We start from the raw sequence: 16,826 nt of genomic DNA, 5'->3' as shown, positions 1-16,826 counted from the left end.
ACCCATTGACCTGTGGTCCAGACCTTTCTATTCTCGCGGCACTGTGGGCGTGAAGGCTCAGTCACGCCCCCTACACCCCCGAGGAGGCGCTCCATGCGCTTCAGACACAGATTCGCGGCATCCGTCGCGACCCTGTTGCTCCCCGTCGCCGGACTGGTGGGCATCGCGAGCCCCGCCGAGGCCGCGACATCCGCCACCGCCACCTACACCAAGACCCAGGACTGGGGCACCGGCTTCGAAGGCAAGTGGGTCGTCACCAACACCGGTACCACGGCGCTCAGTTCATGGACGGTCGAGTGGGACTACCCCTCCGGTACGGCCGTCACCTCGGCCTGGGACGCGGACGTCACGTCTTCCGGCACTCACTGGACCGCCAAGAACAAGTCCTGGAACGGCACCCTCGCCGCAGGCGCCTCCGTCTCCTTCGGCTTCAACGGCACCGGCTCCGGCGCCCCCTCCAACTGCAAGCTGAACGGCGGCAGTTGTGACGGCGGCCCCACCGTCCCCGGTGACAGCGTCCCGAGCGCCCCCGGCACGCCGACCGCGTCCGGCGTCACCAACACCTCGACCACGCTGTCCTGGACGGCGGCCACCGACGACAACGGCATCAAGAACTACGACGTGCTCCGCAACGGCACTGTCGTCGCCACGGTGACCGGCACGACGTACACGGACACCGGTCTGACCGCCGGCACCAGCTACTCGTACACCGTCCAGGCCCGCGACACCGCTGACCAGACCGGCCCGGTCAGCGGCGCGGTCTCGGTGACCACCACGGGCGGCGGCACCGACCCCGGCACCGGCAGCGCGGTCAAGCTGGGCTACTTCACCGAGTGGGGCGTCTACGGCCGCAACTACCACGTGAAGAACCTGGTGACCTCCGGCTCCGCGTCGAAGATCACCCACGTCAACTACGCGTTCGGCAACGTCAAGGACGGCAAGTGCGTCGTCGACGACACCTACGCCGCCTACGACAAGGCGTACACCGCCGACCAGTCCGTCTCCGGCACCGCCGACACCTGGGACACGGGCGCGCTGCGCGGCAACTTCAACCAGCTGCGCCAGCTGAAGGCCAAGTACCCCAACATCAAGGTGCTTTACTCCTTCGGCGGCTGGACCTACTCCTCCGGCTTCGCGCAGGCCGCCGCCAACCCGGCCGCCTTCGCCGCCTCCTGCAAGGCCGTGGTCGAGGACTCCCGCTGGGCCGATGTCTTCGACGGCATCGACATCGACTGGGAGTACCCGAACGCCTGCGGTCTGACCTGTGACACCTCGGGCTCGGCGGCCTTCAAGAACCTGATGTCGGCCCTGCGCACCGAGTTCGGCAGCGACTACCTCATCACCGCCGCCATCACCGCCGACGGCTCCTCCGGCGGCAAGATCGACGCGGCCGACTACGGCGGCGCCTCGCAGTACGTCAACTGGTACAACGTGATGACGTACGACTACTTCGGGGCCTGGGCCACCACCGGCCCGACCGCCCCGCACTCCCCGCTCACCTCCTACACCGGCATCCCGACCGCGGGCTTCAACTCCGCTGATGCGATAGCCAAGTTGAAGGCGAAGGGCGTGGCCTCGTCCAAGCTGCTCCTCGGCATCGGCTTCTACGGCCGCGGCTGGACCGGAGTCACCCAGGCGGCACCCGGCGGCACGGCGACCGGCGCGGCCGCGGGCACGTACGAGGCGGGTATCGAGGACTACAAGGTCCTCAAGACGTCCTGCCCGGCCACCGGCACCATCGCCGGCACGGCCTACGCGTACTGCGGCAACAACTGGTGGTCCTACGACACTCCCGCCACCATCGGCACCAAGATGACCTGGGCCAAGAGCCAGGGCCTCGGCGGCGCCTTCTTCTGGGAGTTCAGCGGCGACACCACCAACGGCGAACTGGTGAGCGCCATCAACAGCGGGCTGTCGTAAGCCTGTTGAGCCTGTTACGCACTGCGGGCCGGGGAGACGGGGGAACACCCCTGTCTCCCCGGCTCGCGCGTCGACGGGAGCGTCAGGACATGACGTCCGCCAGGCGGTCGACCTGATCGGGGTCCGAGGCCCAGCAGTAGAGCATCACCTCGTCGGCGCCGATGCCGGTATACCCGTTGACGGCGTCCCGGATGCGCTCCGGTGTGGTGAGCAGGCCGTCGACCATGTAGTCGGCGCGTCCGGTGAACTCGTAGTAGCGGTGCATGTTCGCCCGCGCCGCGTCGACCACCGGGTTCGCGCCGAGAGCGACGTTGAGCTGCGCGAGCAGGCGGGGGCGGCCGGGGCGCCCGTACGTCGTCCAGGCCCCCTCCACGTCCCGGAACATCCGGTCCATGTACTCAGGCGGCAGTGCGGCGCCGAGGAAGCCGTCGCCCCAGCGGGCGACCCGTTCGAGTGCCGCCGGGGCGAAGCCGCCGAAGAGCACCTCGGGCCCGCCCGGAGTCAGCGGCGCGGGTCCGATCGGGCCGACGCCCTCGCCGTACGCCTCCCCCGCCCAGGTCCGGCGCAGCAACGCCATCTGCTCGTCGAGGCGGCGTCCGCGGCGGCGCAGGTCGATGCCGGCGGCCAGGCAGTCGTCCGCACGGCCGCCGACGCCGATGCCGAGGGTGAAGCGGCCACCGGAGAGGCGGTCGAGCGTGGCGGTCTGCTTGGCGAGGAGGGCGGTGTTGTGGTGGGGCGCGATCAGCACCTCGGTCTGCACCCGGATCCGGGTGGTGGCCCCGGCGAGGGCGGCGAGGGTGATCAGCGGTTCGGGGTTGTCGTAGACCAGGCGGTCGAGCAGGCCGAGGGTGGTGAAGGGGCCGGCGTCGGCGCGCTGGGCCCAGGTCCACAGCGCGGCGGGGTCGTCGACGGGAAGGCCGAGGCCGATCTTCATGAGGAGTCACTCCTTGGAGAGGGCAGGCGAAATTCGCTGCCGCCCCTCCTGGCCGCGCATCGGATGTGCGCGAGCGTGCTCCCGTACTGCGGCGTACTTCGAGAGAGCGTGTGTTGTTCGGAGTGCTGCGACTCTATCCCGGCGGGTCCACCCCTGCCGAGGGATTTTCTTCAGGCCCGAACGGCCATCAGGCCACGTTGACCCTCCCCCAGACTTCGTCCGGGGGCACCCCCATTCAACGGGCAAGGAATTTAGGCGACATTTACCCGTTGCCCGGGAGGCGCTGCCTCCAGCCAAGCCAGGAATCCGGTCAACGCGTCCTCGCTCATGGCGAGTTCGAGACGCGTGCCCCTGTGCACACAGGTGAGGATGATCGCGTCGGACAGGAGTGCCAGCTCCTCCTCGCCCTCGGGGAGGCGGCGGCCGGCGACCTCGATGGCGGCGCGCTCCAGGACGCGGCGCGGGCGGTAGGCGTAGGAGAAGACGCGGTACCACTCGATGCGGTCACCGTTGTAGCGGGCGACGCCGTAGCTCCAGCCCTTGCCGCTGGTGTCGGTTTTCTCCGGTACGTCCCAGCGGAGGCTGCAGTCGAAGGTGCCACCGGAGCGCTGGATGAGTCTGCGGCGCAGTCCGAAGACGAACAGGGCGATCACCACGAGCGCCACGACAATTCCGCACACAGTCAGAGCGAGGACCATCGACACCGACCTCCTCGTCTCCTAGGTAACGAAACGTAAAAAACACCCACATTCGCCTCAGCCGCGGCTAGGGCCGGATTCCTCCGGTCCCAGCCGCGGCTGAGTGACGTCATCGCCCGCCCTCCCCCAGTGCCAAAAGGCCTGGGGGGACCCCCATGGTCAGCGCGCGGCCACCGCGCGCAGTCGGACGTCCGCGCGGCGCTCGGCGGAGGCATCGCCCTCCGCCTTCGCGCGCTCGAGCTCCCGCTCCGCGCGCTGGACATCGATCTCGTCCGACAGCTCGGCGATCTCGGCCAGCAGCGACAGCTTGTTGTCCGCGAACGAGATGAAACCGCCGTGCACCGCGGCGACGACCGTTCCACCATCACTCGTACGGATGGTCACCGGGCCCGACTCCAGCACACCGAGCAGCGGCTGGTGACCGGGCATGACGCCGATGTCGCCGGAGGTGGTACGCGCGACGACCAGGGTGGCCTCGCCGGACCAGACCTGGCGGTCGGCGGCGACCAGCTCGACGTGCAGCTCAGCAGCCAAGGTTGGCTCCTCGGGTCACCACCCGGCTGTTCTGCCGGGTGTTGGTTACAAGTCTAGTGGGCGTACGAAGAGGGGCGGGACGCGCCCGCCCCTCTTCAAGAGCGCGAGGCTCAGGAGACGCCGAGCTCCTTGGCGTTGGCCTTGAGGTCCTCAATGCCACCGCAGAGGAAGAACGCCTGCTCCGGGAAGTGGTCGTAGTCGCCGTCGATGATCGCGTTGAACGCGGTGATCGACTCGTCCAGCGGTACGTCCGACCCGTCGACGCCGGTGAACTGCTTGGCGACGTGGGTGTTCTGGGACAGGAAGCGCTCCACACGACGGGCACGGTGGACGACGAGCTTGTCCTCCTCGCCGAGCTCGTCGATACCGAGGATCGCGATGATGTCCTGGAGGTCCTTGTACTTCTGCAGGACCGTCTTGACGCGCATCGCGGTGTTGTAGTGGTCCGCCGCGATGTAGCGGGGGTCCAGGATGCGGGACGTGGAGTCCAGCGGGTCCACGGCCGGGTAGATGCCCTTCTCGGAGATCGGACGGGAGAGAACCGTCGTCGCGTCGAGGTGGGCGAAGGTGGTGGCCGGGGCCGGGTCGGTCAGGTCGTCCGCGGGGACGTAGATCGCCTGCATCGAGGTGATCGAGTGACCACGGGTCGAGGTGATGCGCTCCTGGAGGAGACCCATCTCGTCGGCCAGGTTCGGCTGGTAGCCCACCGCGGAGGGCATACGGCCGAGCAGGGTCGAGACCTCGGAACCGGCCTGCGTGAAGCGGAAGATGTTGTCGATGAAGAACAGCACGTCCTGCTTCTGCACATCGCGGAAGTACTCCGCCATGGTCAGACCGGCCAGGGCCACGCGCAGACGGGTGCCCGGGGGCTCGTCCATCTGACCGAAGACCAGGGCGGTCTTGTCGATGACGCCCGAGTCGGCCATCTCCTCGATGAGGTCGTTGCCCTCACGGGTGCGCTCGCCGACACCGGCGAACACGGAGACACCGTCGTGGTTGTTGGCGACGCGGTAGATCATCTCCTGGATGAGCACCGTCTTGCCGACGCCGGCACCGCCGAACAGACCGATCTTTCCACCCTTGACGTACGGGGTGAGAAGGTCGATGACCTTGACGCCGGTCTCGAACATCTCGGTCTTCGACTCGAGCTCGTCGAAGCGGGGGGCCTTGCGGTGGATGGACCAGCGCTCGCCCTCGTAGGTCTCGTCGACGTTCAGCACCTCACCGAGGGTGTTGAACACCTTGCCCTTGGTGAAGTCGCCGACCGGGACGGTGATGCCCGTGCCGGTGTCGGTGACCGGGGCCTGGCGGACCAGACCGTCGGTGGGCTGCATCGAGATGGTGCGGACCAGGCCGTCACCCAGGTGCTGAGCGACCTCCAGGGTCAGCGTCTTCTTCTCGCCGGCGAGGGCCGGGTCGGCCACCTCGACGTGAAGGGCGTTGTAGATCTCGGGCATGGCGTCGACGGGGAATTCCACGTCGACGACCGGGCCGATGACCCGGGCGACGCGGCCCGTGGCAACGGCCGTCTCAACTGTCGTCGTCATTACCTGTCACTCCCCGCGGTCGCGTCGGCCAGGGCTGCGGAGCCACCGACGATCTCGCTGATTTCCTGGGTGATTTCGGCCTGGCGGGCCGCGTTGGCAAGACGGGAGAGCGTGGTGATGAGCTCTCCCGCGTTGTCGGTGGCCGACTTCATCGCGCGGCGCGTGGCGGCGTGCTTGGAGGCAGCCGACTGGAGCAGCGCGTTGTAGATACGGCTTTCGACGTACCGCGGCAGAAGAGCGTCGAGGACGTCCTCCGCCGACGGCTCGAAGTCGTACAGCGGAAGGATCTCGCCCTTGGGGGCAGCGTCCTTCGCGACCTCTTCGAGGCTGAGCGGCAGCAGGCGGCTGTCGACCGCCGTCTGCGTCATCATCGAGACGAACTCGGTGTAGACGATGTGGAGTTCGTCCACGCCGCCGTCCGCCGTCGCCGTCTCGATGGCCTCGATCAGCGGACCCGCGACCTTCTTGGCGTCCGCGTACGTGGGCTCGTCGGTGAAGCCCGACCACGACTCCACGACCTTGCGCTCGCGGAAGTTGTAGTGGGCCAGACCGCGGCGGCCGACGATGTACGTGTCGACCTCCTTGCCCTCGGCCTCAAGACGCTCGGTCAGCTGCTCCGCAGCCTTGATGGCGTTGGAGTTGAAGGCGCCGGCCAGACCGCGGTCGCTCGTGAGGAGCAGTACCGCGGAACGGGTCGGCGTCTCGGCCTCGGTGGTCAGCGGGTGCTTGGTGTTCGAGCCGGTGCCGACCGCCGTGACCGCGCGGGTGAGCTCGGTCGCGTACGGCGTGGAGGCCCTCACCTTGCGCTGCGCCTTGACGACGCGCGAGGCGGCGATCATCTCCATCGCCTTGGTGATCTTCTTGGTCGCGGTGACGGATCGGATGCGACGCTTGTAGACCCGGAGCTGGGCTCCCATGAGTCAGGTCCCTTCCTTACGTCACTTGGCCGCGGCCGGGGCGTCCTCGCCGAGGAGCTTGCCGTCCGAGGTCTCGAACTGCTTCTTGAACTCGGCGATCGCGTCGGCGATGGCGGTGAGGGTGTCGTCCGACATCTTGCCGCCCTCCTTGATGGAGGTCATGAGGCCCTGCTCCTTGCGGTGCAGGTACTCCAGGAGCTCCTTCTCGAAGCGGCGGACGTCGGAGATCGGAACGTCGTCCATCCGGCCGGTGGTGCCGGCCCACACGGAGACGACCTGGTCCTCGGTCGGCATCGGCTGGTACTGCGGCTGCTTGAGCAGCTCGACCAGACGCTGACCGCGCTCCAGCTGCGACTTCGACGCGGCGTCCAGGTCGGAACCGAAGGCGGCGAACGCCTCCAGCTCGCGGTACTGGGCGAGGTCGAGGCGGAGGCGACCGGAGACCTGCTTCATCGCCTTGTGCTGCGCGGAACCACCGACTCGGGAGACGGAGATACCGACGTTCAGCGCGGGGCGCTGACCGGCGTTGAACAGGTCCGACTCCAGGAAGCACTGGCCGTCGGTGATGGAGATGACGTTGGTCGGGATGAACGCCGAGACGTCGTTGGCCTTCGTCTCGACGATCGGCAGACCGGTCATCGAGCCCTTGCCCAGCTCGTCGGAGAGCTTCGCGCAGCGCTCCAGCAGGCGGGAGTGCAGGTAGAAGACGTCACCCGGGTAGGCCTCACGGCCCGGCGGGCGGCGCAGCAGCAGGGACACGGCGCGGTAGGCGTCGGCCTGCTTCGAGAGGTCGTCGAAGATGATGAGGACGTGCTTGCCCTCGTACATCCACTGCTGGCCGATGGCCGAACCGGTGTACGGCGCAAGGTACTTGAAGCCGGCCGGGTCGGACGCCGGGGCGGCGACGATGGTCGTGTACTCCAGCGCGCCGGCCTCTTCGAGGGCGCCACGCACGGAGGCGATGGTCGAGCCCTTCTGACCGATGGCGACGTACACGCAGCGGACCTGCTTGTTGACGTCGCCGGAGCGCCAGTTGTCACGCTGGTTGATGATCGTGTCGACGGCCAGAGCGGTCTTGCCGGTCTGACGGTCGCCGATGATCAGCTGACGCTGGCCACGGCCGATCGGGGTCATCGCGTCGACGGCCTTGTAGCCGGTCTCCATCGGCTCGTGCACCGACTTACGGGCCATGACGCCCGGAGCCTGCAGCTCAAGGGCGCGACGACCGCTGGTCTCGATCTCGCCGAGGCCGTCGATCGGGTTGCCGAGCGGGTCGACGACGCGGCCGAGGTAGCCCTCACCGACGGCCACCGACAGGACCTCGCCGGTACGGGTGACCGGCTGGCCCTCTTCGACACCGCTGAACTCGCCGAGGATGACGGTACCGATCTCACGCTCTTCGAGGTTGAGCGCAAGACCGAGGGTGCCGTCCTCGAACTTCAGCAGTTCGTTGGCCATGGCCGAGGGAAGACCCTCGACCTTCGCGATGCCGTCGCCGGCAAGGGTGACCGTACCGACCTCCTCGCGCGAGGCCGCGTCCGGCTTGTACGACTGGACGAAGTTCTCCAGCGCGTCCCGGATCTCCTCCGGCCGGATCGTGAGCTCCGCCATCTGGGTTCCCTGCTCTCCTTGTTGGGCCCGAAGTTTCACTTTGGGGGGATGGGGACTCCCCCCTGAATGAGGTGAATCCTCTGCACGGCCCAACGTGGGCCGTATTTCTACGTCGATTTTGAGTTACTGCTAGCTCGCCAGGCGGCGGCCGGCGTCCTCGATGCGGTCCGCGATGGAGCCGTTGATGACCTCGTCGCCGACCTGCACCCGGATCCCGCCGACGACCTCGGGGTCGATGTCGAGGTTGAGGTGCATCGTGCGGCCGTAGAGCTTCGCGAGGGCGGCGCCCAGGCGCTGCTTCTGCGGGTCGCTCAGCGGAACCGCCGTGGTGACGACGGCGACCATGCGGCTGCGACGCTCGGCGGCGAGCTTGGACAGGGACTCGAGTCCCGACTCCAGGCTACGTCCCCGCGGCGCGGTCACAAGGCGCGTCACCAGACGCTCGGTCGTCGCCTTCGCACGGCCGCCGAGCAGCCGGTGCAGCAGCTCGGTGCTGGCCGCGGTGGACGCGGCACGGTTGGTCAGCGCGGCGCGCAGCCCGGTGTTGGAAGAGACGATCCGGCCGAACCGGAAGAGCTCGTCCTCCACGTCGTCGAGCGTGTTCGCCCGCTGGGCGGCGGTGAGGTCGGCGATGTTCGCCAGCTCCTCCAGCGCGTCCACCAGGTCGCGGGTCTGCGACCAGCGGGAGCGCACCATGCCGGACACCAGGTCGGCGGTCGGGCCGCTGACCTGGCCGCCGATGAGGCGCTGGACCAGCTCGGCCTTGGCCTCGCCGGCCTGCGCCGGGTCGGTGAGGACCCGACGCAGCGACACCTCGCGGTCGAGCAGCGCGGTGACGGCGGCCAGCTCGTCGGCGAGCGAGCCGGCGTCCACGGACGTGGAGTCCGTCAGCGCGTCGAGACGCTCACGTGCGGCTGCCAGGGCCTCGCGGCTCGCGCCGTTCATCGAGCCGCCTCGGCCTTCTCCTCAAGTTCATCGAGGAAACGGTCGATCACACGGCTCTGCCGGGCGTGATCCTCAAGGGACTCGCCTACGAGCTTGCCGGCCAGGTCAGTCGCGATCTTGCCGACGTCCTGTCGCAGCGCGGACGAGGCGGCCTTGCGGTCGGCCTCGATCTGCGAGTGACCGGCGGCGATGATCTCCTCGCGCTGCCGCTGGCCTTCCGCGCGCATCTCGGCGATGAGCGTGGCGCCCTGCTCCTGCGCCTCCTGGCGCAGACGCGCGGCCTCGTGCCGGGCCTCGGCGAGCTGGGCCTTGTACTGCTCAAGGACGCTCTGGGCCTCGGTCTGTGCGGCCTCGGCCTTCTCGATACCGCCCTCGATGGCCTCGCGACGCTCTTCCAGAACCTTGTTGATGGTCGGGAGGAGCTTCTTGGCGAGGAGACCGAAGACGATGACGAAGGCGATCAGGCCGATGACAAGCTCGGGGATCGGCGGGATGAGGGGGTTTTCCGTCTCCCCCTCAGCGGCCGCCAGAATGAGCAGGTGGCTCATGTCGTTGCCTTTCGTCTGGATTGCTGGTCGTCAGCCTGAAGAGATCAGGAGCCGTAGACGAACGGCATGACCAGACCGATCAGGGCGAGCGCCTCACAGAAGGCGAAGCCGAGGATCTGGTTGGCGCGGATCAGGCCGGCAGCCTCGGGCTGACGGGCGAGAGCCTGGGTGCCGTTACCGAAGATGATGCCGACGCCGACGCCGGGGCCGATGGCGGCGAGACCGTAGCCGATGGAGCCGAGAGCCTTGAGGTCACCGGTGACAGCGGCAAGAGTCGAGGACATGCCAGTTCTTCCTTCTCTTTCAAGGACCGGTGGGGGTTGGCCACCGGACGTCTGCGGGGTTTAGTGGCGGGTGCTCAGTGGTGCTCGGCGAGCGCGCCCTGGATGAAGGTGCAGGTCAGGAGCACGAAGACGTACGCCTGAAGTGCCTGGACGAAGAGCTCGAAGGCCGTCATCACGATGACCATGATGAAAGAGACCCCGGCGTAGGCGATCCCGATGCCGTTGAGCAGGTACCAGCTGGCGATCGTGAAGAGCAGCAGCAGGGTGTGGCCCGCGAACATGTTCGCGAAGAGTCGCACGGCGTGTGTGAAGGGCCGGACGATCAGGTTCGAGAGGAACTCGATGAACATGGCCAGCGGGAGAACCGGGCCCAGCGTCTTGTCGTAGCCGGTGATGTTCTTGAATCCACCGACGAAACCGTGCCGCTTGAAGGTCAGCGAGACCCACAGGACGTAGACGATCGCCGCGAGAACAGCGGGGTACGCGATGATCGATGTCACGGGGAACTGCGCGACCGGGATGATCGACCAGAGGTTCATCATCCAGATGAAGAAGAAGAGAGAGACGACCAGAGGTACGTACTTCTCGCCTTCCTTCTTGCCGATCGTCTCGTAGACAACGCCCCGGCGGATGAAGTCGTAGCCCGCCTCGGCGACCATCTGAAGCTTGCCGGGAACGACCTTCGGCTTGCGGAAGGCCGCCCAGAAGAAGCCGATGACGATGACCGAGCCGAGCAGCGCCAGGAGCATCGTCTTGTTGAAATAGACGCTGCTGTCCGCATCGCCCACGAGGGGCTCGAACAGGAACGAGTGCAGGCCGGGAGCCGGGAAGCCACAGCCGTCGAAGATGTGGCAGTCGGTCTCGAAGGCGAGCACCTGCGTCGGGTCAGCACTCACCGCGGGCTCCTTCAGCGTGGCGCATAGGTACGGCAACCTCGTTGTGTCGGCGCGGCGCACAGCCGCGGTTCGGCACTGGACTGGTGTTACGGATGTGGGGGCGGCTGTGGGGCATCAAGCCTCGCGATTGAGCAGGCGTCAGCTCAGATGCCCGCGCCCGCGATGCCGCAGTTGGCACCGGACGATAGCAGGAACTCTTACGCGCACTTATCCCACCCCTACCCTTCACGACGATGGCCCGGTTTTGGTGGGGTTGTCGCCCTTCACCGAGTCGGGTTCGACGTAGAGGATCTTGGCTTTCATGTGCGCTCGCGCCTGGGCGGCGATCCACGCGAGCGTGGTCACCAGCAGCGTCAGCGCGAAGGCCTTGGGGTTGAACAGGGTGGTGTTCTTGAACGCGGCCATGAAGATGAACAGCAGAAGAATCTGCGCCGCATAAAGCATGAGGCCCATCGCCTGGAACAAGTGCGGAAGCGATTTGGCAGTGCGCTGAAGAACGTAGAACCCGATTCCCATGAAGAGGATCACGATCAGCGTCCCGACGGCCGCCCCGATCGCTCCCTTGCCACCGGCGACCACACCACTGACGACGACGGCGATCGCGCCGACGGCAGCTGTGGGCACAGCGGCTTGGAGCAGGGTCCGGACATCGTTGGACGGCATGGCGGCAACTCCGCTTTCGCAGGGGGGCAGGGGTGTCGTCATGGACGAGCGTAGCCCCGGGTTGAGAGAGGTCCTCACCGCCAATGGACCGTCGCACTACGGTCCTTCGACTCTGTCCGGGGTTCTCGTGAACCGTATCACAAACTATTTGATGAGGTCTTTACCTGGTAGGTGTGCTCGGTGTCACACATGAGAGTGACAGTGCGCGTCTGTGCAGTTCAGGGGCCAACTTGTCTGGTATTGGGGCACTTTGGTTCCCCACGAGTTGGCAATGTTCTAGTCAGATTCTTACCTTGACCGTCAGCGTGATGATCCCGCTTTGCGCCGATCCAGGAAGCGCGAACGGGGGCCGATGGCGGTCGCCCCGTTGACTCCGGAGACTCCCGCGGACACCGGGGTGCGTTGTTCCTCCACCACCGGGCACGGGTCCTCCACGGCGAGCACGGCGGCATGGTCCCTGAGGGCGGCCTGGGCGCGGCGTCGGCGGCGGTAGCGCGGCGGGACGAAGTGCTCGGCCCAGCGCGGGGCGCGGGGCGTGAAGCGGGGCAGCAGAAGCAGGACCAGGCCGATCGCGCTGAGGAAGACGACGCCCAACACGATCCACATGGAAGCCGAGTTGACCGAGTAGGCGAGCGCCCCGAAGGCGATCAGCGCCGACCAGAAGTACATGATCAGCACCGCCCGGCTGTGCGAGTGGCCGATCTCAAGGAGCCGGTGGTGCAGGTGGCCCCGGTCCGCCGCGAAGGGCGACTGGCCGTTCCAGGTGCGGCGCACGATCGCCAGCACCAGGTCGGCGGCCGGCACCGCGATGATCGTCAGCGGCAGCAGCAGCGGGATGTAGACCGGCACCGTCTGGTGCACGGCCGCCTTCTCGGAGCCGGTGAACAGCTTGAGCGCGTCCGGGTCGACCTGTCCCGTGATGGAGATCGCACCCGCGGCCAGCACCAGGCCGATCAGCATCGAGCCGGAGTCGCCCATGAAGATGCGGGCCGGGTGCATGTTGTGCGGCAGGAAGCCCAGGCACATGCCCATCAGGATCGCCGCGAAGAGCGTGGCCGGGGCGGCGGCCTCGATGCCGTACGAGTACCAGATCCGGTAGGCGTACAGGAAGAACGCGGTCGACGCGATGCACACCATGCCGGCGGCGAGGCCGTCGAGGCCGTCGACGAAGTTCACGGCGTTGATGGTGATGACGACGAGCGCGACCGTCAGCAGGGTGCCCTGCCACTGGGTCAGCGCCACGTTGCCGACGCCCGGCAGGGGCAGCCACAGGATCGTCAGACCCTGCATGACCATCACGCCGGCGGCGATCATCTGGCCGCCCAGCTTGATCAGGGCGTCGATCTCGAACTTGTCGTCCAGCACACCGATGAGCCAGATCAGCGCGGCCCCGGAGAGCAGCGCGCGCGGCTCGTTGGAGTTGGCGAAGACCTCGCTGAGGTTGGTGAGGTGGTCGGCGACCAGCAGGCCCGCGCACAGGCCGAAGAACATGGCGATACCGCCGAGCCGCGGAGTGGGTTCTCGGTGCACGTCACGTGCCCGGATCTGCGGCATCGCTCCGGCCACGATCGCGAACTTCCGCACCGGCCCTGTCAGCAGGTACGTCACCGCGGCCGTGATGCAGAGCGTCAGCAGGTATTCACGCACGGGCTTCCCCACAGGTCTCGCTGGCCATCTCAGCCCCACACCCTAGCGATGCACGGTTACGGTTGGGGACTTCCGGGTAGCGACGATGGTTGCACGTGTGGCTGTGTACGCGGTTCCGGATACCCCCGCTCAGCGGGTATACGGCGGAAATCTTTCGGCCAGCTCCCGCACTTCTTCACGGGCCCGCTGGCTGTCGATCTCGCCCCGCAGCACCCCCACGAGCAGCGCGGCGACCCGCGCCATCTCCTGTTCCCCCATGCCCTGCGTGGTCAGCGCCGCCGTGCCCAGGCGCAGGCCGCGGGCGTCTCCGTGCGGCAGCGCGCAGCAGTCCAGCACCATCCCGGCGGCGGCCAGGCGGCCTTTCGCGGTGCGTCCGTCGACGCCGAGGGGCGCCGGGTCGGCGGTGATGAGATGCGTGTCCGTGCCGCCGGTGGTGACGACCAGTCCCCCGGCCTCCAGGTCGGCCGCGAGCACGCGCGCGTTGGCGACCACCTGATGGGCGTACGCCGTGAAGGCCGGTGTTGCCGCCTCGCCGAACGCGACGGCCTTGGCGGCGATGGTGTGCATCTGGGCGCCGCCCTGGGTGAAGGGGAAGACGGCCCGGTCGACGCGCTCGGCGAGCTCGCTGCCGCACAGGATCATGCCGCCGCGCGGTCCCCGCAGCACCTTGTGCGTGGTGGCGCAGACGACGTCGGCGTACGGCACCGGGTTCGGCGCCGCTCCCCCGGCGACCAGCCCGATGGGGTGGGCGGCGTCCGCGATGAGGTAGGCGCCGGCCTCGTCGGCGACCTCGCGGAAGAGGGCGTAGTCGATGTGCCGGGGGTAGGCGATGGAGCCGCACACGATCGCCTTGGGGCGGTGTGCGCGGGCCAGCGTCCGCACCTGGTCGTAGTCCATGAGCCCGGTCTCCGCGTCCACCCCGTACGCGACGAAGTCGAACCAGCGGCCGGAGAAGTTGGCGGGCGAGCCGTGGGTGAGGTGGCCGCCGAACGGGAGGCCGAGGGCCAGGACGGTGTCGCCGGGGCGCAGGAGGGCCGCGTAGGCCGCGAGCACGGCCGAGGAGCCCGAGTGGGACTGCACGTTGGCGTGCGCGGCGCCGAACAGCGCCTTCGCCCGGTCGACCGCGAGGCGCTCGGCGACGTCGACGATCTCGCAGCCGCCGTGGTGACGGGCGCCCGGATATCCCTCGGCGTACTTGTTGGCGAGCGGCGAGCCGAGGGCCGCGAGCACGGCGGGCGACGTGAAGTTCTCGGCGGCGATCAGCTGAAGCGTCGTCGACTGCCGGTCCAGCTCCCCGAGCAGGATCTCGGCGAGCTCGGGGTCCTGACGACGCAGGACATCGGCCTCAAGGGTAGGGGTGACCGACATGATGGGCTCCGGGGGCGTCGACGATGACGTACGTCCAATGTAGGCCCGGTACCGCCCGCACGCTCAGCTGTTACGTCTTGGCGGGTACGCCCGTCAGCGCCGTCACGACCGGATCCAGCGCCTGGTTTATTTCGTCCCCGATCGAGCGGAAGAACGTCAGGGGGGCGCCGTAGGGGTCGAAGACCTCGTCCGCCTCCGCCGTGGGGGCCAGGAGCCACCCGCGTAGAGCCGCCGCCGCGCGGACCAGGGCTCGGGCGCGGGCGACCATGCCGTCGTCCAGGGGCGGCAGGGTCGCGGGGTCGATCGCCTTCACCAGGCGGGTGAACTCCTTCAGGGTGAAGGTGCGCAGGCCCGCCGAGTGGCCCATGGAGATGACCTGCTGACGGTGGTCGCGGGTGGCCGTCAGGACCAGGTCCGCGCGGATCACGTGTTCGTCGAGAAGCTCACGCCCGGTGAAGCCGGAGGCGTCCGCGCCGAAGTCCGCCAGGACCGCCTCCGCGTTGGCCTCCATGGGCGCGCCCTCGTGGCCCCAGGTGCCGGCGCTCTCCACGATCAGCCCGCCCCACAGCGGATCGCCGAGCCGGTCCGCCAGGGCATGCCTGGTCAGCCGCTCGGTGATCGGCGAGCGGCACACGTTGCCGGTGCTGACGTGGAGGATGCGGAAGCTGTCCAGGGGCAACCCGAAGGTCCCCGTCTCTTCCCCGTTGCCTATGCCACGCCCCGCGTCAGGGGCTGTCAATTCGCCACCTCGAGGTCGGGTACGACCTTCCGCAGCTCCTCGGCGGAGATCGCGCCCGCGCGCAGCAGCAGCGGGGTCTTGCCGGTGACGTCGACGATGGAGGAGGGCACGTTGCCGGGGGTCGGGCCGCCGTCGAGGTAGACCGACACCGAGTCGCCGAGCATCTCCTGTGCGGCGTCACAGTCCTCGGGCGCGGGGTGGCCGGTCAGGTTCGCCGACGATACGGCCATGGGGCCGACCTCGGTCAGCAGCTCGATGGCGACCGGGTGCAGGGGCATCCGGATGGCGACCGTGCCACGCGTGTCCCCCAGGTCCCACTGCAGGGACGGCTGGTGCTTGGCGACGAGCGTGAGCGCGCCCGGCCAGAAGGCGTCGACGAGCTCCCAGGCCGTCTCGGAGAAGTCCGTGACGAGGCCGTGCAGGGTGTTCGGGGAGCCGATGAGGACAGGGGTGGGCATGTTGCGGCCCCGGCCCTTGGCCTCCAGGAGGTCGACGACGGCTTCCGAGGAGAACGCGTCGGCACCGATGCCGTACACCGTGTCGGTCGGGAGGACCACGAGCTCGCCACGGCGGACGGCGGACGCGGCCTCACGCAGACCGGTCGTGCGGTCGGTCGCGTCATTGGTGTCGTATCGCCGTGCCATTAGCGGGCCTCCTGCTCAGGTACGTAAGAAGTCACTGACCCGTGATCGGTCATCACGGCATCGCCTTCCGCGCGGTCGCGAACCGCGGTCGGTTGTTGAGGTCGGGGTGGTCGGCCGCGTCGGCCCAGCCACGCTCCTCGGTGAAGATCCACGGCACCTGGCCGCCCTGGGTGTCGGCGTGCTCGATGACGACGACGCCGCCGGGGCGCAGCAGACGGTGGGCGGTGCGCTCGATGCCCCGGATCAGTTCGAGGCCGTCCTCCCCCGAGAACAGGGCGAGTTCGGGGTCGTAGTCCCGGGCCTCGGGAGCGACGTACTCCCATTCGGTGAGTGGGATGTACGGAGGGTTGGAGATGACCAGGTCGACATGGCCGTCGAGGTCCTGGAAGGCGTCCAGGGCGTCTCCCTGGCGCAGGTCGACCCGGGACCCCTCCATGTTCTTGCGGGTCCAGCGCAGGGCGTCCTCGGACAGCTCCACGGCGTGCACCCGGGAGCGCGGGACCTCCTGGGCGAGGGCGAGGGCGATGGCGCCGGAGCCGGTGCACAGGTCGACGATCAGCGGTTCCACGACGTCCATCGCGCGGACGGCGTCTATGGCCCAGCCGACCACCGACTCGGTCTCGGGGCGCGGCACGAACACCCCGGGACCGACCTGGAGTTCCAGGTAGCGGAAGAAGGCGCGGCCGGTGATGTGCTGGAGCGGCTCGCGCTGCTCACGGCGCGCGATGACCTCCCAGTAGCGGGCGTCGAAGTCCGAGTCCTTCACGGAGTGCAGCTCGCCCCGCTTCACGCCGTGCACGAACGCGGCGAGCTCCTCCGCGTCGTTGCGCGGCGAGGGCACGCCGGCGTCGGCCAGCCGCTGGGTGGCCTGAGCCACCTCTGCGAGCAGCAGGTTCACGCAAGTCCTCCGGTATTCGGTACTTCGTGTACG

At 68.3% G+C, this 16,826-nt stretch carries 17 protein-coding genes; 1 reads left to right on the top strand and 16 read right to left on the bottom strand.

The annotated features are described in order from the left end of the window. Positions 1–93: 93 nt before the first annotated feature. Complete coding sequence (locus AC5DRG_RS35990) at positions 94–1,920, top strand: glycosyl hydrolase family 18 protein (protein WP_491803801.1); 1,827 nt, start codon at positions 94–96, stop codon at positions 1,918–1,920. 82 nt (positions 1,921–2,002) lie between these two features. Here the strand turns inward: AC5DRG_RS35990 and AC5DRG_RS35985 are convergent, their stop codons facing one another. The 16 genes from AC5DRG_RS35985 to prmC form a co-directional block, all read right to left on the bottom strand. Beyond that, entirely contained in the window at positions 2,003–2,854 is an 852-nt protein-coding gene (locus AC5DRG_RS35985) for an LLM class flavin-dependent oxidoreductase (protein ID WP_491803799.1), read from the bottom strand. 251 nt (positions 2,855–3,105) lie between these two features. After that, complete coding sequence (locus AC5DRG_RS35980; RefSeq protein ID WP_491803798.1) at positions 3,106–3,552, bottom strand: DUF2550 domain-containing protein; 447 nt, start codon at positions 3,550–3,552, stop codon at positions 3,106–3,108. A gap of 159 nt (positions 3,553–3,711) precedes the next feature. Further along, complete coding sequence (locus AC5DRG_RS35975; RefSeq protein ID WP_491803797.1) at positions 3,712–4,086, bottom strand: F0F1 ATP synthase subunit epsilon; 375 nt, start codon at positions 4,084–4,086, stop codon at positions 3,712–3,714. 110 nt (positions 4,087–4,196) lie between these two features. Continuing rightward, positions 4,197–5,633 (bottom strand): F0F1 ATP synthase subunit beta, encoded by a 1,437-nt coding sequence (gene atpD / locus AC5DRG_RS35970; RefSeq protein WP_491803796.1) that lies wholly within the window; start codon positions 5,631–5,633, stop codon positions 4,197–4,199. Beyond that, complete coding sequence (locus AC5DRG_RS35965; RefSeq protein WP_491803795.1) at positions 5,633–6,550, bottom strand: F0F1 ATP synthase subunit gamma; 918 nt, start codon at positions 6,548–6,550, stop codon at positions 5,633–5,635. Before AC5DRG_RS35965 ends, atpD begins: the two co-directional genes overlap by 1 nt. A 21-nt stretch (positions 6,551–6,571) precedes the next feature. Continuing rightward, positions 6,572–8,161, bottom strand: coding sequence for a F0F1 ATP synthase subunit alpha (gene atpA, locus AC5DRG_RS35960; protein WP_491803794.1), 1,590 nt, complete (start codon positions 8,159–8,161; stop codon positions 6,572–6,574). Positions 8,162–8,290: 129 nt separating this feature from the next. Continuing rightward, entirely contained in the window at positions 8,291–9,106 is an 816-nt protein-coding gene (locus tag AC5DRG_RS35955) for a F0F1 ATP synthase subunit delta (RefSeq protein ID WP_491803792.1), read from the bottom strand. Further along, on the bottom strand, positions 9,103–9,654 hold the full coding sequence (locus tag AC5DRG_RS35950; protein WP_491803791.1) for a F0F1 ATP synthase subunit B: 552 nt from the start codon (positions 9,652–9,654) through the stop codon (positions 9,103–9,105). Before AC5DRG_RS35950 ends, AC5DRG_RS35955 begins: the two co-directional genes overlap by 4 nt. Before the next feature lie 44 nt (positions 9,655–9,698). Next, a complete protein-coding gene (locus tag AC5DRG_RS35945; RefSeq protein ID WP_055538220.1) occupies positions 9,699–9,938 on the bottom strand; it encodes an ATP synthase subunit c family protein in 240 nt (79 codons plus the stop codon). 74 nt (positions 9,939–10,012) lie between these two features. After that, on the bottom strand, positions 10,013–10,834 hold the full coding sequence (gene atpB / locus AC5DRG_RS35940; protein WP_491803790.1) for a F0F1 ATP synthase subunit A: 822 nt from the start codon (positions 10,832–10,834) through the stop codon (positions 10,013–10,015). Positions 10,835–11,059: 225 nt separating this feature from the next. After that, the gene (locus AC5DRG_RS35935; protein WP_491803788.1) at positions 11,060–11,497 is read right to left on the bottom strand and encodes a Cg1360 family ATP-synthase-associated protein; all 438 of its coding nucleotides are present in this window, start codon (positions 11,495–11,497) and stop codon (positions 11,060–11,062) included. Positions 11,498–11,797: 300 nt separating this feature from the next. Then, complete coding sequence (locus AC5DRG_RS35930) at positions 11,798–13,144, bottom strand: MraY family glycosyltransferase (protein WP_491803786.1); 1,347 nt, start codon at positions 13,142–13,144, stop codon at positions 11,798–11,800. Between the two features lie 129 nt (positions 13,145–13,273). Then, entirely contained in the window at positions 13,274–14,512 is a 1,239-nt protein-coding gene (gene glyA, locus AC5DRG_RS35925; protein WP_491803785.1) for a serine hydroxymethyltransferase, read from the bottom strand. A gap of 70 nt (positions 14,513–14,582) precedes the next feature. After that, positions 14,583–15,251, bottom strand: coding sequence for an arsenate reductase/protein-tyrosine-phosphatase family protein (locus tag AC5DRG_RS35920; RefSeq protein ID WP_491803784.1), 669 nt, complete (start codon positions 15,249–15,251; stop codon positions 14,583–14,585). Continuing rightward, positions 15,248–15,895 carry an L-threonylcarbamoyladenylate synthase gene (locus tag AC5DRG_RS35915; protein WP_491803783.1) on the bottom strand — a complete coding sequence of 216 codons (648 nt, stop codon included), beginning with the start codon at positions 15,893–15,895 and terminating at the stop codon, positions 15,248–15,250. Before AC5DRG_RS35915 ends, AC5DRG_RS35920 begins: the two co-directional genes overlap by 4 nt. A 52-nt stretch (positions 15,896–15,947) precedes the next feature. Continuing rightward, positions 15,948–16,793: a peptide chain release factor N(5)-glutamine methyltransferase gene (prmC, locus tag AC5DRG_RS35910; protein WP_491803782.1), complete on the bottom strand. Its 846-nt coding sequence runs from the start codon at positions 16,791–16,793 to the stop codon at positions 15,948–15,950. Positions 16,794–16,826 lie beyond the last annotated feature (33 nt).

It is taken from the genome of Streptomyces sp. JLBG701 (genome assembly GCF_058544905.1).
The sequence above is the reverse complement of the archived record's forward strand: the minus strand, read 5'-3'. Positions and strand labels throughout refer to the sequence as shown.

Bases quoted from the DNA above. Each gene is read 5' to 3' on its own strand.
- AC5DRG_RS35990 (WP_491803801.1), top strand. From the start codon at position 94: ATGCGCTTCAGACACAGATTCGCGGCATCCGTCGCGACCCTGTTGCTC.
- AC5DRG_RS35985 (WP_491803799.1), bottom strand. From the start codon at position 2,854: ATGAAGATCGGCCTCGGCCTTCCCGTCGACGACCCCGCCGCGCTGTGG.
- AC5DRG_RS35980 (WP_491803798.1), bottom strand. From the start codon at position 3,552: ATGGTCCTCGCTCTGACTGTGTGCGGAATTGTCGTGGCGCTCGTGGTG.
- atpD (WP_491803796.1), bottom strand. From the start codon at position 5,633: ATGACGACGACAGTTGAGACGGCCGTTGCCACGGGCCGCGTCGCCCGG.
- AC5DRG_RS35965 (WP_491803795.1), bottom strand. From the start codon at position 6,550: ATGGGAGCCCAGCTCCGGGTCTACAAGCGTCGCATCCGATCCGTCACC.
- atpA (WP_491803794.1), bottom strand. From the start codon at position 8,161: ATGGCGGAGCTCACGATCCGGCCGGAGGAGATCCGGGACGCGCTGGAG.
- AC5DRG_RS35955 (WP_491803792.1), bottom strand. From the start codon at position 9,106: ATGAACGGCGCGAGCCGCGAGGCCCTGGCAGCCGCACGTGAGCGTCTC.
- AC5DRG_RS35950 (WP_491803791.1), bottom strand. From the start codon at position 9,654: ATGAGCCACCTGCTCATTCTGGCGGCCGCTGAGGGGGAGACGGAAAAC.
- AC5DRG_RS35945 (WP_055538220.1), bottom strand. From the start codon at position 9,938: ATGTCCTCGACTCTTGCCGCTGTCACCGGTGACCTCAAGGCTCTCGGC.
- AC5DRG_RS35935 (WP_491803788.1), bottom strand. From the start codon at position 11,497: ATGCCGTCCAACGATGTCCGGACCCTGCTCCAAGCCGCTGTGCCCACA.
- glyA (WP_491803785.1), bottom strand. From the start codon at position 14,512: ATGTCGGTCACCCCTACCCTTGAGGCCGATGTCCTGCGTCGTCAGGAC.
- AC5DRG_RS35915 (WP_491803783.1), bottom strand. From the start codon at position 15,895: ATGGCACGGCGATACGACACCAATGACGCGACCGACCGCACGACCGGT.